This is a genomic window from Metabacillus sp. RB-C-LZQ-3-1 (assembly GCF_058315175.1).
The window spans coordinates 1-21,401 of sequence record NZ_JBZFLI010000014.1; the positions used below are offsets into that span (position 1 = coordinate 1).

28 protein-coding genes and 1 pseudogene are annotated in these 21,401 nt (G+C 33.1%); 20 read left to right on the plus strand and 9 right to left on the minus strand.

Translation table 11 applies throughout. From position 1 onward, the window contains the following. Positions 1 to 223 precede the first annotated feature (223 nt). The 3 genes and pseudogenes from arsC to AC4GZ8_RS18955 form a co-directional block, all read right to left on the minus strand. Positions 224 to 625 (minus strand): arsenate reductase (thioredoxin), encoded by a 402-nt coding sequence (gene arsC / locus AC4GZ8_RS18945; RefSeq protein ID WP_491083462.1) that lies wholly within the window; start codon positions 623 to 625, stop codon positions 224 to 226. Positions 626 to 639: 14 nt separating this feature from the next. Continuing rightward, positions 640 to 1,932: an arsenic transporter gene (locus AC4GZ8_RS18950; RefSeq protein ID WP_491083463.1), complete on the minus strand. Its 1,293-nt coding sequence runs from the start codon at positions 1,930 to 1,932 to the stop codon at positions 640 to 642. 47 nt (positions 1,933 to 1,979) lie between these two features. Continuing rightward, positions 1,980 to 2,344 (minus strand): annotated as a pseudogene (locus AC4GZ8_RS18955) (ArsI/CadI family heavy metal resistance metalloenzyme); the annotation flags it as partial. 271 nt (positions 2,345 to 2,615) lie between these two features. On the opposite strand from AC4GZ8_RS18955, the gene AC4GZ8_RS18960 reads away from it, so the two are divergent. Next, complete coding sequence (locus AC4GZ8_RS18960; protein WP_491083600.1) at positions 2,616 to 3,095, plus strand: hypothetical protein; 480 nt, start codon at positions 2,616 to 2,618, stop codon at positions 3,093 to 3,095. Positions 3,096 to 3,860: 765 nt separating this feature from the next. Further along, the gene (locus tag AC4GZ8_RS18965; RefSeq protein ID WP_491083464.1) at positions 3,861 to 4,193 is read left to right on the plus strand and encodes a YolD-like family protein; all 333 of its coding nucleotides are present in this window, start codon (positions 3,861 to 3,863) and stop codon (positions 4,191 to 4,193) included. Between the two features lie 135 nt (positions 4,194 to 4,328). Here AC4GZ8_RS18965 and AC4GZ8_RS18970 read toward each other — a convergent pair whose 3' ends face one another. After that, positions 4,329 to 4,520 carry a hypothetical protein gene (locus AC4GZ8_RS18970; RefSeq protein ID WP_491083465.1) on the minus strand — a complete coding sequence of 64 codons (192 nt, stop codon included), beginning with the start codon at positions 4,518 to 4,520 and terminating at the stop codon, positions 4,329 to 4,331. Positions 4,521 to 4,817: 297 nt separating this feature from the next. Here AC4GZ8_RS18970 and AC4GZ8_RS18975 point away from each other — a divergent pair, with 297 nt between their 5' ends. After that, positions 4,818 to 5,048, plus strand: coding sequence for a hypothetical protein (locus AC4GZ8_RS18975; RefSeq protein ID WP_491083466.1), 231 nt, complete (start codon positions 4,818 to 4,820; stop codon positions 5,046 to 5,048). Between the two features lie 113 nt (positions 5,049 to 5,161). On the opposite strand, the gene AC4GZ8_RS18980 is transcribed toward AC4GZ8_RS18975, so the two are convergent. From AC4GZ8_RS18980 to AC4GZ8_RS18990, 3 genes are all read right to left on the minus strand, one after another. Then, complete coding sequence (locus AC4GZ8_RS18980) at positions 5,162 to 5,569, minus strand: hypothetical protein (RefSeq protein WP_491083467.1); 408 nt, start codon at positions 5,567 to 5,569, stop codon at positions 5,162 to 5,164. A gap of 95 nt (positions 5,570 to 5,664) precedes the next feature. Further along, positions 5,665 to 6,150, minus strand: a complete 486-nt coding sequence (locus tag AC4GZ8_RS18985) for an AbrB/MazE/SpoVT family DNA-binding domain-containing protein (protein ID WP_491083468.1) — start codon at positions 6,148 to 6,150, stop codon at positions 5,665 to 5,667. Between the two features lie 99 nt (positions 6,151 to 6,249). Further along, positions 6,250 to 7,431, minus strand: coding sequence for a tyrosine-type recombinase/integrase (locus AC4GZ8_RS18990; protein WP_491083469.1), 1,182 nt, complete (start codon positions 7,429 to 7,431; stop codon positions 6,250 to 6,252). 352 nt (positions 7,432 to 7,783) lie between these two features. Between AC4GZ8_RS18990 and AC4GZ8_RS18995 the strand changes: the two genes are divergently transcribed. The 4 genes from AC4GZ8_RS18995 to AC4GZ8_RS19010 all read left to right on the plus strand — a co-directional run bounded on the left by AC4GZ8_RS18995 (position 7,784) and on the right by AC4GZ8_RS19010 (position 9,450). Beyond that, positions 7,784 to 8,371: a hypothetical protein gene (locus AC4GZ8_RS18995; protein WP_491083470.1), complete on the plus strand. Its 588-nt coding sequence runs from the start codon at positions 7,784 to 7,786 to the stop codon at positions 8,369 to 8,371. A gap of 77 nt (positions 8,372 to 8,448) precedes the next feature. Next, entirely contained in the window at positions 8,449 to 8,688 is a 240-nt protein-coding gene (locus AC4GZ8_RS19000; protein WP_491083471.1) for a hypothetical protein, read from the plus strand. Positions 8,689 to 8,713: 25 nt separating this feature from the next. Next, positions 8,714 to 8,899 carry a hypothetical protein gene (locus tag AC4GZ8_RS19005; RefSeq protein WP_491083472.1) on the plus strand — a complete coding sequence of 62 codons (186 nt, stop codon included), beginning with the start codon at positions 8,714 to 8,716 and terminating at the stop codon, positions 8,897 to 8,899. A gap of 26 nt (positions 8,900 to 8,925) precedes the next feature. Beyond that, entirely contained in the window at positions 8,926 to 9,450 is a 525-nt protein-coding gene (locus AC4GZ8_RS19010; RefSeq protein ID WP_491083473.1) for a hypothetical protein, read from the plus strand. 573 nt (positions 9,451 to 10,023) lie between these two features. Here the strand turns inward: AC4GZ8_RS19010 and AC4GZ8_RS19015 are convergent. Beyond that, positions 10,024 to 10,284 (minus strand): hypothetical protein, encoded by a 261-nt coding sequence (locus tag AC4GZ8_RS19015; RefSeq protein WP_491083474.1) that lies wholly within the window; start codon positions 10,282 to 10,284, stop codon positions 10,024 to 10,026. A gap of 97 nt (positions 10,285 to 10,381) precedes the next feature. Here AC4GZ8_RS19015 and AC4GZ8_RS19020 point away from each other — a divergent pair, with 97 nt between their 5' ends. From AC4GZ8_RS19020 to AC4GZ8_RS19055, 8 genes are all read left to right on the plus strand, one after another. Then, entirely contained in the window at positions 10,382 to 10,744 is a 363-nt protein-coding gene (locus AC4GZ8_RS19020; protein WP_491083475.1) for a hypothetical protein, read from the plus strand. A 68-nt stretch (positions 10,745 to 10,812) separates the two neighbouring features. Beyond that, on the plus strand, positions 10,813 to 11,016 hold the full coding sequence (locus AC4GZ8_RS19025; RefSeq protein WP_491083476.1) for a hypothetical protein: 204 nt from the start codon (positions 10,813 to 10,815) through the stop codon (positions 11,014 to 11,016). A 53-nt stretch (positions 11,017 to 11,069) separates the two neighbouring features. Continuing rightward, positions 11,070 to 11,219, plus strand: a complete 150-nt coding sequence (locus AC4GZ8_RS19030; RefSeq protein ID WP_491083477.1) for a hypothetical protein — start codon at positions 11,070 to 11,072, stop codon at positions 11,217 to 11,219. A gap of 52 nt (positions 11,220 to 11,271) precedes the next feature. Beyond that, positions 11,272 to 11,475: a hypothetical protein gene (locus AC4GZ8_RS19035; RefSeq protein WP_491083478.1), complete on the plus strand. Its 204-nt coding sequence runs from the start codon at positions 11,272 to 11,274 to the stop codon at positions 11,473 to 11,475. A gap of 217 nt (positions 11,476 to 11,692) precedes the next feature. Beyond that, positions 11,693 to 11,860 carry a hypothetical protein gene (locus AC4GZ8_RS19040; protein WP_491083479.1) on the plus strand — a complete coding sequence of 56 codons (168 nt, stop codon included), beginning with the start codon at positions 11,693 to 11,695 and terminating at the stop codon, positions 11,858 to 11,860. Positions 11,861 to 11,935: 75 nt separating this feature from the next. Further along, complete coding sequence (locus AC4GZ8_RS19045; protein WP_491083480.1) at positions 11,936 to 12,097, plus strand: hypothetical protein; 162 nt, start codon at positions 11,936 to 11,938, stop codon at positions 12,095 to 12,097. A gap of 54 nt (positions 12,098 to 12,151) precedes the next feature. Then, positions 12,152 to 12,328 (plus strand): hypothetical protein, encoded by a 177-nt coding sequence (locus AC4GZ8_RS19050; protein WP_491083481.1) that lies wholly within the window; start codon positions 12,152 to 12,154, stop codon positions 12,326 to 12,328. A 39-nt stretch (positions 12,329 to 12,367) separates the two neighbouring features. After that, positions 12,368 to 13,348, plus strand: a complete 981-nt coding sequence (locus AC4GZ8_RS19055; RefSeq protein ID WP_491083482.1) for a helix-turn-helix domain-containing protein — start codon at positions 12,368 to 12,370, stop codon at positions 13,346 to 13,348. Positions 13,349 to 13,376: 28 nt separating this feature from the next. Here the strand turns inward: AC4GZ8_RS19055 and AC4GZ8_RS19060 are convergent, their stop codons facing one another. Then, positions 13,377 to 13,658: a hypothetical protein gene (locus tag AC4GZ8_RS19060; RefSeq protein WP_491083483.1), complete on the minus strand. Its 282-nt coding sequence runs from the start codon at positions 13,656 to 13,658 to the stop codon at positions 13,377 to 13,379. Positions 13,659 to 13,847: 189 nt separating this feature from the next. On the opposite strand from AC4GZ8_RS19060, the gene AC4GZ8_RS19065 reads away from it, so the two are divergent. From AC4GZ8_RS19065 to recU, 5 genes are all read left to right on the plus strand, one after another. Next, the gene (locus AC4GZ8_RS19065) at positions 13,848 to 14,162 is read left to right on the plus strand and encodes a hypothetical protein (RefSeq protein ID WP_491083484.1); all 315 of its coding nucleotides are present in this window, start codon (positions 13,848 to 13,850) and stop codon (positions 14,160 to 14,162) included. Between the two features lie 92 nt (positions 14,163 to 14,254). Continuing rightward, positions 14,255 to 14,488, plus strand: a complete 234-nt coding sequence (gene hfq / locus AC4GZ8_RS19070; protein ID WP_491083601.1) for an RNA chaperone Hfq — start codon at positions 14,255 to 14,257, stop codon at positions 14,486 to 14,488. 94 nt (positions 14,489 to 14,582) lie between these two features. Beyond that, positions 14,583 to 19,322 (plus strand): DEAD/DEAH box helicase, encoded by a 4,740-nt coding sequence (locus tag AC4GZ8_RS19075; RefSeq protein ID WP_491083485.1) that lies wholly within the window; start codon positions 14,583 to 14,585, stop codon positions 19,320 to 19,322. 228 nt (positions 19,323 to 19,550) lie between these two features. After that, a complete protein-coding gene (locus tag AC4GZ8_RS19080) occupies positions 19,551 to 20,492 on the plus strand; it encodes a hypothetical protein (protein WP_491083486.1) in 942 nt (313 codons plus the stop codon). 250 nt (positions 20,493 to 20,742) lie between these two features. Then, positions 20,743 to 21,378, plus strand: a complete 636-nt coding sequence (recU, locus tag AC4GZ8_RS19085) for a Holliday junction resolvase RecU (protein ID WP_491083487.1) — start codon at positions 20,743 to 20,745, stop codon at positions 21,376 to 21,378. Positions 21,379 to 21,401 lie beyond the last annotated feature (23 nt).

Here is a 21,401-nt window from a genome sequence, read left to right on the forward strand (position 1 = left end):
CATAGAAAGAATAGCAAAAAGTGCTACTTGTTATGCAGGTTTGCTTGGACTTTAGTTTTTGATTGGGCAGAATAGCGAAATAAATTTATCGGATAGGACAGTAGTAATTATTAAGAAGGCGCTCTCCTTACTTAAGAAAAGCGCCTGATTATGGAATAGCGAAATGTGTCTTATTAAATAACTTTAGGAGATTTCCGTTTCAAATTATTTAAGAAGGGTCTTCTTATTTACCCGTTTCACTAAATCGCTTCATTCGTTCACCAATTTCGTCACGCATACGCTGAAATTCGGACCAATCTTTTCCGGCTGGGTCATCAAATCCCCAATGTTCACGTTTAACATGAGGCGGTGTGATTGGACATTTATCAGCAGCATCTCCACATAGTGTAACCACCAAATCAGCATTATTTAAGATTTCAGGATTAATAATATCTGATGTTTGACCGGAAATATCAATACCATCTTCTTTCATGGCCTTTACAGCGTTTGGGTTTAAGCCATGTGCTTCTATTCCAGCACTGTATACGCTCCACTCATCACCTAGATATTTCTTTGCCCAACCTTCTGCCATTTGGCTTCTGCAAGAGTTTCCTGTACATAAGAAGTAAATTAATTTTTTTAACATAACGTAATTCTCCTTTAGTTAATTAATAATGATAGATATAGTCCCAGTAACGTAATAAATAAAATAGGGATTGTTAAGACAATACCTGTTTTGAAATAGGTTCCCCATGAAATCTTAACTCCTTTTAAAGATAAAACATGGAGCCACACTAAAGTTGCTAACGAACCGATTGGTGTAATTTTCGGACCTAAGTCAGACCCAATTATATTTGCATAAATAAGAGCTTCCCGAATAGTACCAGATGTATTGGTTTCAGCAATCGCTAATGCATTGATCATGACGGTGGGCATATTATTCATCAAAGAGGATAAGAAAGCTGCTAGAAAGCCCATGCCTATTGTTGCAACAAATAAACCTTGTTGAGCAGTTGACTGAATGACGCTAGCTAACGATTCAGTTAACCAAGCATTTCCTAAACCATACACGACCACATACATCCCAATCGAGAAAAAGACAATATTCCACGGCGCACCTTTTATAACTGTTTTTGTATTAACGGCATTACTTCTTCGTGCCATCAATATAAACAAGATTGCAATGACCCCTGCAACAAGTGAAACAGGGATTTGAGTGAATTCGCTAGAAAAATAACCAATGAGTAATATCCCAAGAACATACCAAGAAAGTCGAAACATTTTTAAGTCCTTAATTGCTTCTACAGGTTTTCTTAATTTAGATAAATCATACGCATTTGGAATACTTCTTTTAAAATAGATTAATAAGACCGTAATCGTTGCTATGAGTGAGAAGAGATTAGGAATGATCATTCTAGAAGCATACTCTACAAACCCGATATTAAAGAAATCTGCAGATACAATGTTAACTAAGTTACTTACTACAAATGGTAGAGATGTCGTATCTGCGATAAACCCACTTGCCATAACAAATGGAAAAATCATTTTTTCATTAAATTTTAGATTACGAACCATTGCTAAAACAATCGGTGTTAAAATTAAGGCAGCTCCATCATTTGCAAATAATGCAGCGACTACTGCTCCTAAAATACTAATAAAGATAAACATTTTAATTCCATTTCCCTTAGCAGCTCTGGCCATATGTAGTGCTGCCCACTCAAATAATCCAATCTCGTCTAAAATCAAGGAAATAAGAATGATGGCTACAAATGATAATGTTGCATTCCAAGTAATTCCGATAACTTCAAGTACATCATTAAATCCAACTACCCCTAGTAATAAAGCAAGGATAGCCCCACCACATGCACTCCAACCAATATTTAATCCTTTTGGCTGCCAGATAATAAGAATAAGTGTTACTAAAAAAATGATTGTTGCTAATATTGCTGTCATCACTATTTAACCTCCATCACTCACACGGTGTACACACTTCTCTCTTATTAGCAGCAAGAACTACTTGTATCTCCATTAGGAGCCACACAACAAGAAGTAGATTCTATTTTATGGACATCACTATCAGCTTTTGTAAAGAAAACTCCCACTCATTTCCATCTGGATCTGTTACCCAAAATTTATCTTGTACGGCATAACAACACGTTGTATTCATCTCATCACGTGCAAAAAATCCTTCTTTTTCAAGTCTTTCCTTATGAGCTGTAATTTCTTCGCTCGTTTGAACTTGAAAACCGAAATGGTTGACCTGATTCCCGTTTACTTCATCTCGAACATTTAGAGTAAAGTTCAGCCCCGGATTTTCTAACAAAAATTTGGCATAATCAGCTTTTACTTTTACTGGCGAAACACCACCTTTTGGTAAAACTTACTCGACTTGGGGTAGAGTCCCGAAAATGCGGATTTACAACGTTAAGCAATTCTGAGAAGAAACAATGACTAACTTAACAACGATAAGAGTTTTGAGACAAGTCATATGGGACACTATTAAGCCTTATTTGCCTTAATATTGACCTCATCTCAATAGGGTCTAATCTATTGAGACATTCTTTAGAATCATTGATATAAAACTATTTTGTTCTCTTACCGTTGTAAATACGCATAATCCTGACGCTACTCCTCTTATAAATCATTATATGATCGTTAGTGGAGATGGTGATATGCTTCATGTTATGCAGCGACTTCGGTTAAAGGGTAAAACGATACATCTGATTGCATTTGAAAGAGTTAATCAACGGTTACATTCATTAGCAGACCACATTACAATTTATGACGCTAATGCTCCATTTCTTAATAAAATTACGAATTCTCAAAAAGAGAAATGGGCAAAGGAACTATTACAGGATAAAGAAGTCGAGTTGGTTTTATATCACCTTGACAAACTTGAAAAAGAAAAGGAATTTGTAGGGTTTACCTACTTCCATCGTGTTATTACCAGTAAGTTTGGTAAAAACAAAATGGATGGTGCCATCACTAAGGCGAAAAAAGCAGATTTAATTATTTCTAAAGGTATCCCTAATCCCAAAGACCCCAAGAATCCTACTTCTGCTATTGAAGTCAACAAAGAGAGTGTGATAGCAAAAGAGATTTTAAACAGATTATAGGAAGGTAGGTAGACTGAATTTAATGCAACATAAATTAAACTATGTTTTTTACTTTTTTTCGTATATTCTTGTGTATCCCATTGCATTTTTCGGAATGTTTTTCCTTGCCTTCAGTGCTGATTCCCCTTCAACTTCGGAATCAACAACAGACATTGTATTTCTTATTTATTCTATTGTTGTGACCATTGGTGGTTCTTTGCTATTGAATTATTTGTTCAAGCTACTAACAAAAATAAACAAGAATAACATATATTCATGGAGCATTTTTATCTCACATATCCTACTGATTCCCGGTACTTATTTAGGTGTAACCTACCTTTTATGGATCGTGTACTGATATATATTGTTGTAGAAAGAGGTGAGGAATATAAACTGGCCACTCGTTATTGGTCTATTAGGATTAGGGTTTATGGTGATTTATTATACTTTCTTTTCGATTAGTGTTGAACGGCAGCTAGATAGAATTTATAAATATTTTCATTCCAACGATATTGAGGTACTATATATCGATTTAAAGCCCGAGGGAAATAGGGAATCGGAAAGAAAGTTTAGGGTAGTTACAGAAGAAGGGGATTATATAGTGGAAATAAAGAGATTAAAATTTATTAGGGTTTTTCAAATAAATTAGATTAATGGATAAAATCATCTAACCGCTATTAACAACAAACATATGTTCCTGTATAATAGTGTTGAGCTTTTGACGATCGCTCAATTTTGGCTCTGGCACCATTGTCAGAGTCCTTTTTTATCAATAGGGGTGAACATATGATAAGAGATAGAGGTACTCAAAAAAAATGGCAAGGATTCTTCATGCCTGAGCATGTGGCTATGCTACGACAGGCAGAAACAGATTACCAAAGACAACCAAGACCAGAGTTAGATCCATTACAGATTGAAGAGATGCAGAATCTATTACAGGAAAGTTTGGAGCATGGAACATCAATTGAAATAACCATATGGAAAGGTGGATTCTTTACTAAACGGGTTGGAGTTGTTAAGAGACTAAGTCCAATTGAAAAGACCATTACGTGTATTGATGAATTAAACAGCAATTTCCAAATTAGTTTTTTCTCGATAACAAAAGTATCATCCATATAATTTAATGAATACTGGATAAATACCTAATTTACCCATATACAAACAAGTGAGAATTTTTTTAACCATAACCACTATGGAACATATTTGTTTTTTTATTGTTTATTAAATAAAAAATATAGAGTAGCTTTGCTACTCTTAATAGTCATCATCAGATAGTTCATCTAATAATTCATTATATAAATCTTCATCTAATATATCATCGTAATGAGATAACTCTTCCTCTTTAAAATTTTCATATTCGTCGGAACCAGATGTGTCAAATGTTGCACCGACTTCAAGTCCACCAAATGTAGTTTCTATTGAAATATAAACAGAGTCTAAATTCATATTTTCACCACCTTTTTAGAATAGTTTCCATTTTTTATTGAATTCAATCTTTAAATGCTACCTTTTTTATGGGCATTGAATGAATTCCTGATTTTCAGGGGATGAAAATAAATCTTCTTAGTTTACTTTGAATGAGCAATATTTGGGCAGTGGGAATATTCCTCTGCTATTTTTTTGAAAAAACATACATATATACAATCCGTCTGTAATAAATTAGTATTGAGCATTAACAGGAAAACATAGACTGTACTCGAATTATATAATACATTCGATTCTTGATTATAGGGAGTGAACGATATGGATAAAGTTTCTTGCCTTGCCTATCTTCTTTACAATTCTACCAAGAATCAAGACACCAGAGAAAAAGCAATCCAATTATTGATTGGTGATGTTTCAGTTCGTGAATTAAAGAAGAATATTTCGATGAAAGCCCGTCTTGTTACCCTGGAGTCATTATTAAAAAAGAGACAAATTGACAAAACTCAAGTTCGACAATTCGTAGAGAAATTTATGTTTCTTGAGGTTTAGTTATTATCTTTTATTATTTAGATATACTCCGCTAATTTTCCCTTATCCCACATATATGACATAAGAAATGACGTATCTAATAGATACGTCATTTCATGTTTATAAAGGTTGTATTAAAGATTCGTAATGTAATACTTATCACCGATCATTTCAATCTTTAACCAATATATATTACCTTTACCATCTTTTCTTTCCAATTGTACTTCTCCATCATTTTCTAACAAGAATATGAAGTCGTCAATATTCATTCCTGCAAATTCCGGTCCTTTTTCTGGAAGCATGTATTCTAAAGGATCTTTTGGATTTCGATAAATTTGTTTAAGTACTTCTTCATCAGAGTCTATCATAGCTTGTACAAATGTTCTTGCAGTTTCTTCAATAGACCCTCTTTTTTTTTCACCACTTGTTTCTACAATGTTATCTTTATCCTTGTTAACAGTTTCTTTTATTTCACTTTCGTTACTACAAGCAACTATAAAAAAAGAAAGTAAACTAACGATAAATATTAATATTCTCTTCATTTGTATCTCTCCTTGTGTATGTATATTATATATATCGGAAAGTTAATATATAGTTGAATAAGGATTCAATTCAATCTAGTTGTATGTCTTTATATTTAATTATTACTAATAATGAATTCAATTTTTCCTAGCAACTTCGTGTCTTTCAATAATTCAGTAGCAATCATTTTTAAACTATTCTCTTCTTTCAAGTCCAGCTCTAAAATTAGTGTTAAGATTTGAGCTAGAGTGAAATCAGGGTTTTTGTTAATCACTTCATTTAAAGTACTAATGCAATTTTCTACAAAGAAAGAGTCTATTTTATTTTGATTTAGGAAATCTTTAAATATATCTATTAATAAATTTTTATCTATATTTTTTACTGATGTTTCAGGAGCATAGATAATCTTCTCTATCAAGATGTGATCAACACTGTTTGTGGATAGAATAGGCTTTTGTTTTTTTAGAATTACATTTTCTTCTCCTTTTACTATAGTGAATTCACATAAACTTCCTTCCTCTAATTTTAAATGTTCTCTTACAGCTTTTGGTATGGTAACTTGCCCTTTTGAAGTCATTGTAGCCGTTCGCGAAAATTTCATTTCCCTCACCTCGTTTTCCCTTACTTTTTCCTTACTTTTTCCTTACTTTATAATTCTAACATTTTTTAATATATCTCCCAAGTAAAAAACCATGCACCTTTAAATAAATTCCGCCAGCTCTCCCTTATCCCACATATGGGTCGCATTGTTATCCTTCTCAAATTCCTTTTGTAAGTAGATATTCGTCGTTTCAATATTTTCATGACCTAAACTTCTCATTATTCTGTAAACATCAGCTCCACTATTGTAAGAGATAATAGCAAAAGCATGTCTAAAAACGTGGGGACTGATTGGATTTTTCCTTTTCTCTACAAAGTCTAATCCAGCTCTTTTTACTGCTTTATTTATGTATTGTGATAGATAAGAAGGCGTATATGGTTTTAATTCCGAAGTTAAGAATAATGGACTTTCATCTCCAGCATCAAGTTTTGTTTCTAATCCTCTTATTTCTCGAAACTCCAAGATACTTTTAAAGACTTTCGGCTTAATCGGTACCGTTCTTTTCTTATTCCCTTTTCCATCTACTTGAAGATAGTATTCTGAACGAACGTGATCATAACTTAAATCGCATATCCTTGCCTTACAAAATTCTGAATTTCTAATGCCTGTCGTAACCAGTACATGAATAATTCCATATATGATAGGATGATTCTCGTTTTTATAAAACTTAAGCAATTCGATCACTTCTTTTGCTCCCAGGTCCCTATCCGGCCGTTGGTCTTTGCTTACTGTGGCAGTACCCATTTCAGAATGTATTGGTGCATCAATGTATAGTTTTTCGAATAAGAAGGAAAGGAAATCTTTAATGATTGCTGTCTTACGTGAAATGGTTGCTGGAGAGTATGAATCTTCCCCCCTTAACTTAGGTGCTCTTTCTATCATCCATTTTTGATAGCGTTCTAAATGTCGTGGTTCTAAGCTCTTAAATAGAGAGTCCTCTTTAATTTCCTCTATATCTATTCCAATCTCATGAGCATATTGCGTAATGTTTTTGACAAAGTGCAGCAACTCACGTAAATATTCTTTTCTCGTATTCTCTTTACGGTTTTTATTTTGGTCTATGTTTTTTTGCTCATGGACATAATAATAGAGAATTTCATAATCATTAAAGTCATGAAACTTTTTCTTTAGCTCTTTTTCAGCTTGATGAAGTTTTTCTCTCAAAATGGGGTAGAAGGAGTGATCATTCATTTGCTTAACCGTTTCGGTTATCGAATGCTTATCTTTACCCAAAGATAAAGTATTATCTTCCCATGTAATAACCTCGTTTGATGTAACCATTTTTGCAACCCCTCACTTATATGTATTTTAAAATATCCTATTCAACTTACGCATAACTTCGTTATGAAAAACCACGATGTAACAATCTATTTATCTTCTTTAATTTCAATTTTATCCTTTATGAATCTAGTAAACAACTAAAAAAATAGAGTATTTGTTTATCCTTTATATACATATATAATTTTTATGTTTTTATATTTATATATACATAATATTACTTTTATATTGTAATTTAGTATATATATAGTTATAATGAGGATATAAGTTACAAAACAAGTAAGAAATAACAGTTTTATAGTTTTGTATCTTACAAAAAACTTTTAGAGAAACTTTTAGAAAGGGTGTTAGTAATATGACAATCAAAACTGTTTCATTAACTCTTGCTCCTATGCAAGTAAAAGTGAAGGTTAAAAAGGGAATGACAGACCTTGAGGTTGTGGAATTAGCCAAAAGGGAAGTTTTTAAGCAAATGAAAGAAAAATTCCCTAGAGTTACATATTCTATTGCAGATGGTGTCACTATCTCTTTAGAAGAGGCAAAGATTGGTCAAATCATTAAGCATGAAGGCAATTTAGGGGTTATTACAAATGTAAAAGCTAATAACAAATTCCCAATTAACATTACTTTAGAAAAAGGTGTGAAATTAAAAGTTACTCCTTTAGCAATCGAGAAAGTGGAAGATGAATCTGCTTTAGAAAAGATAATGAAACCTCGTCCAGAATGGCAAAGAAAAGATAATTATTGGGATGAAGGGAACTGTGGTTATCTAGTGGTTAAAGATCAGATTGTTCCAGTCGTTTGTGGGGGAGGAACTAGAACAAAATACCGATTCTACATAGTTAGTACCCAAGCTGAATCGAGATACTATGAATTAACTCAAACACAATTACGCTTTTTATTTGATAACAAAGAGGAAGCCGAGAATTCTCTTAAAAAGTAAGTAATACAAAAGGAAAAGCATTTTGAATAGCATGACAGAGTGTTTTTCCTTTTTTAAAAACACAGGAGGAATGTCCCATGTTAACAGCAGAGCATTACAGATATACACTTCAATATCATTTGATCGGTGTTCCTAGCGAAGAAGAGTGTTATATCAACAAGGATGCTTTCTATCCTTATGGAGAAGTGAAAGTCGGGCAGAAATTAAGAGGGGAATTTGGTTTTATGGAAATAACTAAAGTTTTTGATGAACCTCATATTAAATATGGGAAATTTATTGCAAAAGCTATCTCCTATGATGAAATGAAAAAACAGTGAATTTATTTATAAAAGGGATGTTCTTATGAAATGGAATAAAGTGATCCTAGCTAAATTTATAGATGGCATGGGGAATGATTTGTATGAGTTATTTCTCCCTGAATCTATAAATAACGTCAAATCCTATGCAGAGAAGCACAATCTAACATATATTTCTGTCCAAGATTTATATATCAATGATGCTGATTATCAAAGAGAGTTTTGTAATTAAACTAGACGAATATGGGAGGGAATTGCATGATTAATATTCGAGAAAACCAATTACCTTTTAAAAAGAATATAGATGGTGTAATGGTGGAAATCGGTGAAAAAAATAACGAAGGAATTTATCCACTGTCTTTCACGTATAAGAATTATACATTAAAGACAGGACCTTTTCATTTTGAAGATATTCCCAGATTGGTAACAAGATATGTAAATCAATTAGTAGGTGTGAAAAATAACGAGAAGTTGCATATTAGTCAAATGGAATTCGGTGAAGAGTACAAAGTCGTCGCATTCGGTAGAAGTTCAGAATATTCCATTGTGAGGAAACATGATGAAAAAGTAGAAGTAACCTACATGGAAGGGGACTTTAATGAACAATCTCACACTGTTCATTTTTCGATTGATACCATTCATTTAGTCGAAGGTTTTGAATCTTTAACACTTGAAGATTTAACTGTAGATGTATTAGAAGAAGTTTCGATAAGTATTTATGAACTATATATGTCTAACAGTGTGCCGGAGCATTTAAAAGGAAAGATAAATGTAACCTGGTAGGAGATATGGCAGCGTCTTGGATGACCTGCCATATTCTTTAAAAATAGAGAAAAAATATTTGATGATGATGATGATAAAAAATAGATAGAGAAAACAGTGATTAAGACTTATTGGTGCTATAATTAAATATATACAAAGCATTTAGTGATAAGTCGTTTTATATAAATAGATAATTACTAATATTAGAGGATAGATAGTTATGATTGATACATTTATTGACTACTTCATTTATTATAAAACCTTTTTTATCACGTTAATTACCGTGTACTTACTTGTTTGGAAGTTTTATAAAGCAAAGGGACATAAAAATGAGTAACTAACGACGTAAAAACTAGGAGGTTAATATGGATAAAGATATGATTAAGTGGCTTTTACTTGTTGGAATAAGTATAGGTGGTATGTTTTGGTTTTTAGCATTAAATACTTAGGGATAAAAAATAAAGATAGCTAGTTTTCAAAAGAGTGTAGTGAAGATGATCAATTTCACTACTAAGAATGTATTTTTACTGAACAATCCGAAGATGTGGAAGATTGTTTTAGACTTCAAATGTCCAACAAAAAAACAGGCAATTATCATGCCTGCTTCAATCCAGCAACTTTTCTTGCTGGCTCTAATACATTTTTTTCAAAGCTTTCTATAAACTCTTTTTGCCTAACATATTTACTAGGTACGAAACTAACTATCATGTTTTCTTTTACTTCTTCGATGATTGCAAAATAGTCATAGTTTCCTTGAATTAAGCGATTTTTGAACTCTTGTTTCATTATTTCTACCCATTCTTCTTGCCCTTCTTCAAACTGGATTGAAATTTGAAAACGAGGATTTATTGCCATAATTTTCACCTCTTTCGTAAATTATCTTGTTAGAATTATGGACAAGGAATTTAATAAATAATCAATTAATGAACATTTCGAGAAAAGGATGTTGAGAATGCTAGGAGTGGACATAGAGGGAATTAGTAATAGTATATATTCCATCTACTTGGATTCGTCACAACAAGAAGAACTAGATATTATAAAAAAAGTTAAAAAAACAATAGAAAATATCCACAATAACATATCAAAAAGGTTCTTTAAAGCAGATGAAAATGTAGAACTTGATAATATTACTTCCTTGCAGATTAAGATATTTAACTCTTTTATTAGAGAATTAGCAAAAGGTAATTCAAAACAGTGTGAGTTGGCATTTTGGGATTATTTACAGCAGGTTTTCAGAAATAAAAAAGTGTTAAATCATGCAGAAATATTACAAATTTATTCAATGTGTGAAGGTTTTATCTCATTAGTTGAGTAATTTAGCTTAATGTACATTTCGTTAGTGTAGTACAGACACATACTGTTCAACAAAAGGAAGGTGAGTAAATGAAAAAGTGTGAAGCGTGTGAAGAATTATTCGAATGGAATGATACCGTTGTAATCGTTGATGATGAACTTTATCACAAAAACTGTTTAGACCTTTATCCAACAGGATATTTCGCAATGTTAAATGGTGAGACATTAGGAGAAACCGAAAACGAAGATGGTCAAATGGCTTGCGAAATTATAGACGGATTGCTTGATGATTAGTTGTACAGTACGTTAGGCAAGTGACACATATAGCGCCATAGGGGGTGTTTATTTTGAGGTGTCCTACTTGTGATGAAAAGCTAGTGAAAAGTGATGATTATGAACATGGCTTTGTTTGCAAGAATCCTGATTGTGAGGAAGCTAATTTGCATCTTTTTGTCAGAAGCGCATCAATAAAAGGCATTGAGTGGAAAGAAAAATAATGTCGCTTTCCGTTGATATCGTCACAAAATGTGCAACAAAGGAGTGTGTTCAATGGATATTCCAAAAGAGATTAAGGACAGTATCAGAAAGTCTGCAAAGGCATTTGAGACAGCAAGGGAACATGAAAAAATCGTAAGAGATTGGCTTGATAGTCAAGGTCTTGATAACGACACAATTCATGATAATTGGATTGATTGTATTGAAATAGGGCATGGTCAAGGCAAGGCATTTATTGATTTTCTTAAAAAATACTAATGAACAATTCGGATTTGATGAACAACAGTAGACCCTATCGCGTACTAAAGGAGTTGAGAAAATGTCTAAATACGAAACATTAGATATTTGCAAAATGTGCGAAAATGCTGAATTAGTTAATGATGAAAAAGTATGTGCAAGTTGTAATCATCCAGATTGAATAATGATCTATACGTTAGGCAAGTGACACAAATAGCGAAATATGGAGTTGTAATCAATGTTAGAAAAATTAAAGGGAATTAAACTTGCTACACAAGGTCTTATTGATACTTTAGAAATCATAAATGAACATAGTGAAACTGCTAACCCTGAAACAGTAATACTTCATTTGAAAGAGCAAATTTTAAATGAATTGAATGAGGTAATCGAGGATTTAGAGAAATAATTTATGTCGCATTTCGGAACTATCAATCATTCGGTAATTCCGAAAGGTAGACACCAATAGCGAAGGAGTGAAAAAATGGCTAGTAGTGCAATGGCAATGGCAATTACCACTTTGTTAACGTTTTTTGGATATTATATTTTTGTCACACTCGGTTTAAAATCGCTTATATTCTCAATTTCGGCTCTTTTTGGCTTATTACTAATCATACTAGGTTTTGCTAAAATCTTTAGAGGTTAAGATCTTAATTTGTTAATATCTAATGAACAATTCTATGAAAGGGTGAGCAAATTTATGAATACTATGTTACAGCTATTTGATTGGTTTCAATCTTTAAATACATTTGCAATGATTGTCGTTATAGGAATCGTTTTATGGTTTTTACTGAAGATTGGAAGGCTAGTTTCTCGGATAGTTTCAGTCGCAATTGCATTGATCGGATTAGCAAAAGTTTATTTAACATTATTCTAGTCCTGAAATAAAAAACTATAGAAAGGATGGATGGGTTATATGACTACAATAAACCCCAAAGAATATGTGACAACAGATGAAGCTGCCAAAATACTAGGGGTTTCTACTCAAACTATATATAAATATGAGAAGGAACAAAAGCTCACTTCATTATATGACCATAAATGGCGAATGCGAAAGACAAAGCTTTTTAAGAGAGAAGATGTAGAGCTTTTAAAACAAAAATTTGATAAGCCAGGTCTTACAACTGGAGAAGCCGCTGAACAAGCAGGGGTTACCCCAGCTACTATTCTTACTTATATCAAAAAAGAACAATTACCTGCTTTTATGAAGAAATATAAAGGAAAAGACCTTTATTTCATTAAACAGGAAGACTTAAATGAATTTTTATCCTCTAAGGAGTTCCAGATCCAAGAAAAAAAGAGAGAACGTAAACAATTTTATGATAAAGATAAAGGTTACGTTTTATATCAGTCCTTACAAACAGAAAATGGGCAATTAGCAAGAATTTTAGAGCTTGATAGGGAAGGAAAGGTTGTTACATCGGATGGCGAATCCCTTAACCTACAACAGGCAAAAGAACAAGGATTTACACCAGTCAATGGTATAGTAGACCACCCATATAGCACCAAACGAGGATATGCTAAGTTTCGTTTTGTAAAGCCTCACAATATTGTCTCTAATATTTATGATATTATTGAAGCTTTTTATCAAAATGCCGGACCACAAAATATTCGGTTAAATACGGAAGATGAATACATCGTAATGGAAGTTAAACCTGTATCTTTACCATTTACTAAGGAAAAAGATCAATCCATTATTAACCTTATTCAACACTATTTAATTGAAGGAAAGATTATTTTTGACATAGAGGGAATCTTCATAGAGAGTGATTTAGAGCCTTTTATCATCCATATTCCTTCTGATATGAAAGAGTTTATTCGAAAAAAAGCATCTGCTGAAAATAAGTCTATGGAAGAATTAGCAATTCAAGCATTTAGTCACTATTGGGGAATATAACGATTCTTTAATACTGCACATGTACATATCATTCATTATTTTCAATTAATGAAATGGCGTATTGCATAGCATGTATTAGTTGTAACTTATTGTTAGGATGATTAAATCCACTTGGAGCAGCGAATATTTTTATTTCATTTCCCTTTTCTAAAGTATATACCCAATTGTAACGTGGAATTGAAAAAATATATGTATCGCTATCCTCGCATTTTGAAATAAACATTGAAACATCGCCAAAATTTTTAATTGGATGTTCAAGTAAAAGTTCTAATTTAGTAATAATTTTCAATGGTTTTATTCTCTTAATCATAATGAACCTCTGTATGTAAAATTAAGTCGAATATTGTCGATTAAAAGTATAGCATAATTTATTTGCTATTAAAAATTACTGTAATAAATTCACACTTATTCTTTAGAAAAGAAGAATGTTGTTATAAGTCATAGAAAAGCTCATTCTTGGATTAGCAGCCACTACTTTAAATACGATTGGAGAGTTAAAATGAAGCCGACAAACACTCGTTATTACTTAAAAAGGGTTGTTTTCAAAGGAGAAGTGAACAAGAGTATCTTTGAACAGATATATGTAGGTGAGGAAACCTTTTCGGAGGATTTCGCCTATGTAACCCCTACTGTTCTTTGTGCTTCTCTAATGGAAATACCTATTGAAAAAGCTACTAAAGAACAGATGGAAGCCATCAACAGCGAAAAGGAAGGGTTGGATAGCATAGAGTACATTTCAAAAGAATACGCTATGAGCTTGGTGGATCGTTTCGAGAAAGAAGGAGCTTACACCATAAACACACCTTTGGACTAGAACCGGTTACCTTGATGGCAACCATTAAAGAAGGTATTTTCTATCATAAAGATCTAAATGCTATTTAGTGGGGAGAGAGTGAAGTGGAAAAAATGAAAACTAAAACTCAAATTAATGTACAAGACCGATTTTTAAATGAAGTTAGAAAAAACAAAATTCCCGTAACCATTTTTCTTACAAGTGGGTTTCAAATACAAGGAGTTATTACAAATTATGATGGTTTTACCATATTAATAAATTCAAATGGGAAGCAACAATTAATCTATAAGCACGCCATTTCTACATTTGTTCCTTCTAAAAAAGTAGAGCTAGACTTAAATGAATAACTTTTACGTTTTATTGTAACTTTATAAAGAAGTTTGTTCGAGAAGATTATAAATAAATTTAAATTGATAATATGGCTTGGAGGATTTTAGATATATGGGAGAAAAGTCTAGTTATAAAGTGATGAGCCATTCATTCGATAAGATTATCAATAATTTAGAACGCGAAGATATGGCACAACGAGATCGTGGTACACTTTTTGAGTTGTTAGTTACGGCATATTTGAAAAAGGAACCTATGTATGCACGATTATTTGATGAAGTATGGATGTTAGGAGATATTCCTGAAGAGTACGGAATTCCTAAGAAGGATACGGGGATAGATTTAGTTGCACGAAATAGGGAAACTGGTAAGTTGATTGCTATTCAATGTAAATATTACTCGAAAGAAACCACAATCCAGAAATCTCATATTGATTCTTTCTTAAACGAAGTAGGGAAAAGTTATTATGCTGAAGGCATTATTGTAACTTCAACGGATAAGTGGAGTATTAATGCAGATGAAGCTTTATTAAATCGTGATAAAAACATTGCTCGCATTGGGTTATCCCAATTGCGTGATAGTGAAATTGATTGGTCTAAGTTCTCTTTTGAGAAACCACAGATAATTGAATTGAAATCACCTAAGCAGCCCCGCCCCCACCAGATTCCAGCTATTGAGGCAGTAGTTAATGGATTTGATGTTGTTGACCGTGGTAAGTTGATTATGGCTCCAGGTACAGGAAAAACTTACACATCTATGGTTATCGCTGAGAAGATGGCAGAGAAAAAAGAAGGAACCTTTAGAGTATTATATCTTGTCCCTAGTATTCAATTACTTTCTCAATCATTACGAGGTTGGACTGCTGATTCAAAATATCGTGAAAATATGGATACTTTTGCAGTTTGTTCAGATAGAAAAGTAACGAAAAAGGTAAAAGGCGAAAGTGAGATTGAAGATATTGCAGCTGCAGACTTAGGTTATCCAGCAACAACTGATTATCATAAATTATTGGAACGTCAGTTAGTTATTGATTCATCTGATAGTCAAAGTAAGTTTTTAGTAATGTTTTCAACATATCAGTCTATTGATGTAATCATCGAAGCTCAGAAAAATGGGTTCTATGAGTTTGACCTGGTTGTTTGTGATGAAGCCCATCGCACAACTGGTGCAACGGAAGTAGGAAAAGAGGCTAGTGCTTTTGTAAAAGTACATAGTGATAACAATATTAAGACTAATAAACGTTTGTATCAAACAGCCACACCTCGAATTTATGGTGAAGACGCCAAGCAAAAAGCAGATGAAATGTCTGTAGTTATTGCAGATATGAATGACAAAGACATTTATGGTGAAGAGTTCTACCGTATTGGATTTGGTGATGCTGTAAACAAGGGGATTTTGACGGACTATAAGGTCATGGTTCTTGCCGTTGATGAAGAAGTAATCGCTCGGCGTTTTCAAACTATGTTGGCGAATAAGCGTGATACAGAACTTGAATTTGATGATGTAACGAAAATTATCGGCTGTTGGAATGGTTTGATTAAGCGTAAGAGTAATTCTAACATAATTTCAGCTAATCCTATGAAACGTGCGATTGCCTTTGCTGGAACGATTCGTGAGTCGAAATTGATTAAAGAAATGTTTACAGAAGTTGTGGATATGTATATCAATGAGTCAGGAGACCAAAGAGAGCCGGTGAGTGTAGAAATAGATCATGCTGATGGCTCAATGAATGCTTTGCAGAAGAATGAGAAAATTTCTTGGCTAAAAGCAGAGGTTCCACCAAATACTTGTCGTATTCTTTCAAACGCACGCTTCCTTACAGAAGGTGTAGATATTCCTGATTTGGATGCTGTAATGTTCTTAAAACCTCGTAAATCACGTATTGATATTGCACAAGCCGTTGGTCGTGTGATGCGTAAGGCAGAAGGTAAAGAATATGGATATGTTATCCTTCCAATTGGCATTCCAGCAGGTGTAGATGAAAATAGCGTCTTAAATAAAAACGAGAAGTATCAGGTAGTTTGGGACGTTTTGAACGCTTTGCGTTCTTTAGATGAACGTTTTGATGCCACGATCAATAAATTGGAACTTAATAAAAAGAAACCAGAACAACTTCAAGTTGTTGGAGTAGGTTCAGCTCCTGATGAGAGCGAAGGCGGATTTATTGTAGAAGATCCAGTATCAGTACAATTATCACTTGGGCTTGATGAAGAAGATTTTACGAGCATTGAACGCGCGATTTATGGGAAAATAGTGAAAAAAGTAGGAAACGTACGATATTGGGAAGATTGGTCGAAAGATGTTGCTGAAATCGCACAACAACACATGATGCGTATTCGAGTGATGTTGGAAGATCCTAACAGTGAGGCGTATAAAGCCTTTCGAAAGTTTGTCTCCGGGTTACGTCATAACATCAATGGGGCGATTTCAGACCAACAAGCGATTGAAATGTTGGCCCAACACTTGATTACAAAGCCAGTATTTGAAGCACTGTTTGAATCATACAGCTTTGCGAATGATAACCCTGTCTCCCGCGCTATGGATGCTGTGTTAAAGGTTATGGATGAACACGGGCTCATGAAGGAGCAGGAACGGCTAAAAGATTTCTATGAAAGTGTACGTGTGCGTGCAGAGGGACTAGATAATCTGAAAGCTAAACAAGACATTATCATTCAACTATATGACAAATTCTTTAAGGTTGGATTCAAAGAAACAACTGAGCGATTGGGAATTGTGTTTACCCCTGTTGAAGTTGTAGATTTCATCATTAATTCTGTTCAAGATGTACTGAAGAAACATTTTGGTAAGTCTATTTGTGATGAAGGTGTTCATATTCTTGATCCATTTACTGGTACTGGTACGTTTATCGTGAGATTGCTGCAAAGTGGATTAATTTCTAAGGAAGATTTGGTGCGTAAATACACGCAAGAACTTCACGCAAACGAAATTGTGCTACTGAGTTATTACATTGCTGCAATAAATATAGAAGAAACCTTCCATTCTATTATGAAAGGAGAATATAAGCCGTTTGAGGGCATTGTTTTGACCGATACATTTGAAAGTACAGAAAAAGCAGATTCGTTTGAGGATGAGATATTTGGAGAAAATAATGAACGTCTTGAACGTCAACAGAAAGAACCGATTTTCGCAATAATTGGTAATCCTCCATATTCAGCAGGACAATCAAGTGAAAATGATAATAATGCAAATAATGAATACCCTTATTTAGATGGGAGAATTTCTAATACGTATGCTAAATATACGAATGCCAAAATGAAAAAAACACTTTACGATAGTTTTATTCGGGCTTTTAGATGGTCTTCCGATAGAATTGGTGAAAAAGGCGTAATTGGTTTTGTTTCAAATGGTTCATTCATAGATAGCCAAGCGACAGATGGATTACGAAAATGTTGGTATGAAGAATTTAATTATATTTACGTTTTTAACCTTAGAGGTGACGCTAGAACATCTGGAGAACAACGAAGAAAAGAAGCTGGGAATGTTTTTGGAGAAGGGAGTAGGACCTTAGTCGCAATTACAATTCTTGTAAAAGATGGTTCGGATAATCATGAAATTTTCTACCATGATATTGGTGATTTTCTAGGTAGAGAACAAAAACTATCAATCATTGATGAGTTTAAATCCGTTGAAGGAGTTAGTTGGGACAAAATTATCCCTGACAAAAATAATGATTGGTTAAACCAAAGAGATGAAAGGTATCAATCATTTGTTCCGTTATACTCTAACTCCAACACTAGAATATTTAATGAAATGATGATTGGGGTTACTACTAGTAGAGATTATTGGGTATACGGATTTTCAAAAGAAAAAACAATTGAAAATGCGGAACGTATGGTTGAGAACTACAATTCAGAAATTAAAAGACTTAAACAGATAGGGGAGCCTGGAAATGTTAAGTTAATTAACACAGATGGTTCATTTGTAAATTGGAGTAGAGCATTAAAGAATAAGTTTGAGAAATCTCAAGTTATTACTGTTAATAAAAACAATGTTGTTTTAAGTCAATATCGACCGTTCTGTAAAAAATGGCTTTATTATGAGAATGACATTATCGAAATGCCTGGTAGATATCATAACTTTAATGTTAATCCAGTTGATTTTAAGTATATTCAAACTCTTGGATTGGGTTCAAAGAGGGAGTTCTCTGCGATAATCGGAAATTGCATCCCTAACTTTCATCTTATGGATACAGGGAAAGTATTTGTTAATCAGATAAATGATAATAATTCATTGTTAAATAGTGATTCTTATAGTAATGAATCAGAACTTGTGTCGGAATCTTTTGGAATGAGTAGAGAAGAATTGTTTTATTATATATATGCAGTTCTTCATTCTTCACAGTATAAAGAACTTTATAAAAATGACTTATCGAAAGAAGTCCCTAGAATTCCTCTTTTGAAAAATAAAGAGAAATACATTGAAATCGGTCGTAAATTAGTGGATTTACACTTAAACTACGAAACAGTTGAACCCTATTCAGATGTTAAGGTTGAAGGAAAAGAACATCCGTCATACAAAGTTATGAAGATGAAGCATCCTAAGAAAGGTGTTCTAGACAAGATCGTATTCAATAATGATATTACAATTTCAAATATTCCTAAAAAGGCGTATGAGTACGTTGTAAATGGTAAACCAGCTATCGAATGGATTATAGACCAGTACCAAGTAAAAACTGATAAGGACTCGGGTATCGTTGATGATCCTAACTTGTACTCTGATGATGAACGATACATTTTTGAACTTCTACTACGCATAATTAATGTATCTGTTCAAACGGTAAATTTGGTAAACAGCTTGCCCCCGTTGGAAATTATAGATGTAAATTTGAAATAAAAATCACGACGTTTATAAACTACCCATTCTGAAAAATGGGTAGTTTTCTATATATAGAATCAATCTCTTTTAGTTAACCTTTTCCCAAACTAAAAATTACATATGTAATACATGTATATTTTTTGTAATACAACATTATTTTAGGGTTTAATTTTAAAAATAAAGGAAATTATTCTTATATGGAGAAATAATATGTAATACATTTTAATGAAATGGGGAACTAATGTAATGCAAAAGGACAATAAAAACGAAGAAGTATTAAATTTAAGTAACACAGCCGATAAGACCACTGAAGAGATAAAAAATCGTAGTATTCGATGGTCTGACAGTGTTTATGATGAAACGAGGGCTGCTGCCCAAAGTTCCGGGAAATCCCTAGAAGAATTTCAAAAAGAATTATTAGGAATGAGAGCTCGAATTTCATTAGAATCTGATCATGAGTTCGGTTCACAAATAAATGTAGTCAATGAATTGTTAAATCAACTTGGTGATAGATTTACTTCGATTGTAACTCATGCTAACAGTAAAATCCAAATTCAAGCAACCAATTATGAAAAACTTAAACAGCGTACTGAAAGTACGATTAATGAGTTAAAAGATAAGAATGATGAATTAGGGAAATCAATTTCGGAACTTGAGAAAGAAAAGAAAAAGCTAGAGGATGAAGCTAGCACTACAAGAGTTGACAAGTGGAGAGCAGAAGAAGCGTTAGAAAAACAACAACATGATTATGACGAACGGATTAAAGAATTAAAAGATTCAATTGAAGAGAAGAATTCGAAAATTGCAGATAAAAATGATAAGATTGACCGTTTAGAAAAAGATATTGAATCTATGAGGAAGGCAATATCGTTAAATGATGAATTAAAAAGTACAGTTGAATCTCTACAACTAGAATTAGAGTCCCAGGCTGCAAATCACCAACGTACTTTAGATGATTTAAAGAAAGACCATGAGATCGCTTTTAAAAATAGAGAATTAGAAATACAAACTGCCCTTCAAAATGAGTTTAGACAGACTTTAGAAGAAAAATTAGAAGAATACGACCAAAAGAGAGAGAAGTTAAGGGCAGAACTTCGTAACCAGTATGAACAAGAGTTGCAAAAAGAAAGGCAGAAAGTCTTAGATTTACAACAAGAGATAAGATTATTAAAAGAAAAGAAAAAATAGTAAACATGCCTTTGCACCGTATCTGCAAAGGCATTCCGTTGTGGAGTGATACTATAAAGAACAAGTTCAGGCCTATCTTCTTGTTCCCCTTAATGCGGTGAGGTTCTGTTATCTCGCTAACTAGGGAGGACATAGGCAAACTTGTTCCTTACAAATTATATGCCCTAATGAGGATTCGTTTATACTTCTGTGTTATAAAGCCGGAAATCTAGCATATACATAAAGGAAATCTAAAAAGGGGGCGTTAACAGTGGTTAATTATTCAAATGGAAAAGTCTATGTTCGTGCATCCCTAAAAAGTGACTCGATAGCAAAGCCGAATGTACAATCTAAAAAAATCACTTATTCAAATAGGGGAATGGGCCTAGAGGAAATGTTAAATCGGACAAACACCTATTATAATGAGGTTGCTAAATGTGCGGTAATTCATAAAAAGCCCACTCCTATTCAAATTGTAAAAGTAGATTACCCCGCTAGAAGTGCTGCAACGATCCGTGAAGCTTATTTCAAGCAATCCTCTACTACTGATTACAATGGAGTATATAAAGGTAAATATATAGATTTTGAAGCGAAAGAAACTCAGAATAAGACCTCACTCCCACTATCTAACTTTCACGAACACCAAATTAATCATATGCGCCAGGTATTGAATCAAAATGGAATATGTTTTTCCATCATTCGGTTTGCCTCAACAGATGAATGTTTCTTGCTCGATTCGAATCATCTTATTTCCTTTTGGGATGATCAAAAATATGGAGGACGTAAATCTATACCAAAATCTTTTTTTGAAGAGAAAGGGCACTTAGTATCTTATGGATTTCAGCCGGAGTTAGATTATTTATCAGTGATAGATAAGTTATATCAGATAACTAAGGATATATATTAATGATAGAAGGTTATTTATACCAA

Bases quoted from the DNA above. Each gene is read 5' to 3' on its own strand.
- AC4GZ8_RS19005 (WP_491083472.1), top strand. From the start codon at position 8,714: ATGAAATGGAATAAAGTGATCCTAGCTAAATTTATAGATGGCATGGGG.
- AC4GZ8_RS19000 (WP_491083471.1), top strand. From the start codon at position 8,449: ATGTTAACAGCAGAGCATTACAGATATACACTTCAATATCATTTGATC.
- AC4GZ8_RS18995 (WP_491083470.1), top strand. From the start codon at position 7,784: ATGACAATCAAAACTGTTTCATTAACTCTTGCTCCTATGCAAGTAAAA.
- arsC (WP_491083462.1), bottom strand. From the start codon at position 625: ATGTTAAAAAAATTAATTTACTTCTTATGTACAGGAAACTCTTGCAGA.
- AC4GZ8_RS19010 (WP_491083473.1), top strand. From the start codon at position 8,926: ATGATTAATATTCGAGAAAACCAATTACCTTTTAAAAAGAATATAGAT.
- AC4GZ8_RS18980 (WP_491083467.1), bottom strand. From the start codon at position 5,569: ATGAAGAGAATATTAATATTTATCGTTAGTTTACTTTCTTTTTTTATA.
- AC4GZ8_RS19020 (WP_491083475.1), top strand. From the start codon at position 10,382: ATGCTAGGAGTGGACATAGAGGGAATTAGTAATAGTATATATTCCATC.
- AC4GZ8_RS19015 (WP_491083474.1), bottom strand. From the start codon at position 10,284: ATGGCAATAAATCCTCGTTTTCAAATTTCAATCCAGTTTGAAGAAGGG.
- AC4GZ8_RS19025 (WP_491083476.1), top strand. From the start codon at position 10,813: ATGAAAAAGTGTGAAGCGTGTGAAGAATTATTCGAATGGAATGATACC.
- AC4GZ8_RS19060 (WP_491083483.1), bottom strand. From the start codon at position 13,658: ATGATTAAGAGAATAAAACCATTGAAAATTATTACTAAATTAGAACTT.
- AC4GZ8_RS19075 (WP_491083485.1), top strand. From the start codon at position 14,583: ATGGGAGAAAAGTCTAGTTATAAAGTGATGAGCCATTCATTCGATAAG.
- AC4GZ8_RS18985 (WP_491083468.1), bottom strand. From the start codon at position 6,150: ATGAAATTTTCGCGAACGGCTACAATGACTTCAAAAGGGCAAGTTACC.
- hfq (WP_491083601.1), top strand. From the start codon at position 14,255: ATGAAAACTAAAACTCAAATTAATGTACAAGACCGATTTTTAAATGAA.
- AC4GZ8_RS18970 (WP_491083465.1), bottom strand. From the start codon at position 4,520: ATGAATTTAGACTCTGTTTATATTTCAATAGAAACTACATTTGGTGGA.
- AC4GZ8_RS19035 (WP_491083478.1), top strand. From the start codon at position 11,272: ATGGATATTCCAAAAGAGATTAAGGACAGTATCAGAAAGTCTGCAAAG.
- AC4GZ8_RS19050 (WP_491083481.1), top strand. From the start codon at position 12,152: ATGAATACTATGTTACAGCTATTTGATTGGTTTCAATCTTTAAATACA.
- AC4GZ8_RS19065 (WP_491083484.1), top strand. From the start codon at position 13,848: ATGAAGCCGACAAACACTCGTTATTACTTAAAAAGGGTTGTTTTCAAA.
- AC4GZ8_RS18950 (WP_491083463.1), bottom strand. From the start codon at position 1,932: ATGACAGCAATATTAGCAACAATCATTTTTTTAGTAACACTTATTCTT.
- AC4GZ8_RS19040 (WP_491083479.1), top strand. From the start codon at position 11,693: ATGTTAGAAAAATTAAAGGGAATTAAACTTGCTACACAAGGTCTTATT.
- AC4GZ8_RS19055 (WP_491083482.1), top strand. From the start codon at position 12,368: ATGACTACAATAAACCCCAAAGAATATGTGACAACAGATGAAGCTGCC.
- AC4GZ8_RS18975 (WP_491083466.1), top strand. From the start codon at position 4,818: ATGGATAAAGTTTCTTGCCTTGCCTATCTTCTTTACAATTCTACCAAG.
- AC4GZ8_RS19045 (WP_491083480.1), top strand. From the start codon at position 11,936: ATGGCTAGTAGTGCAATGGCAATGGCAATTACCACTTTGTTAACGTTT.
- AC4GZ8_RS18965 (WP_491083464.1), top strand. From the start codon at position 3,861: ATGATAAGAGATAGAGGTACTCAAAAAAAATGGCAAGGATTCTTCATG.
- AC4GZ8_RS18990 (WP_491083469.1), bottom strand. From the start codon at position 7,431: ATGGTTACATCAAACGAGGTTATTACATGGGAAGATAATACTTTATCT.
- AC4GZ8_RS19080 (WP_491083486.1), top strand. From the start codon at position 19,551: ATGCAAAAGGACAATAAAAACGAAGAAGTATTAAATTTAAGTAACACA.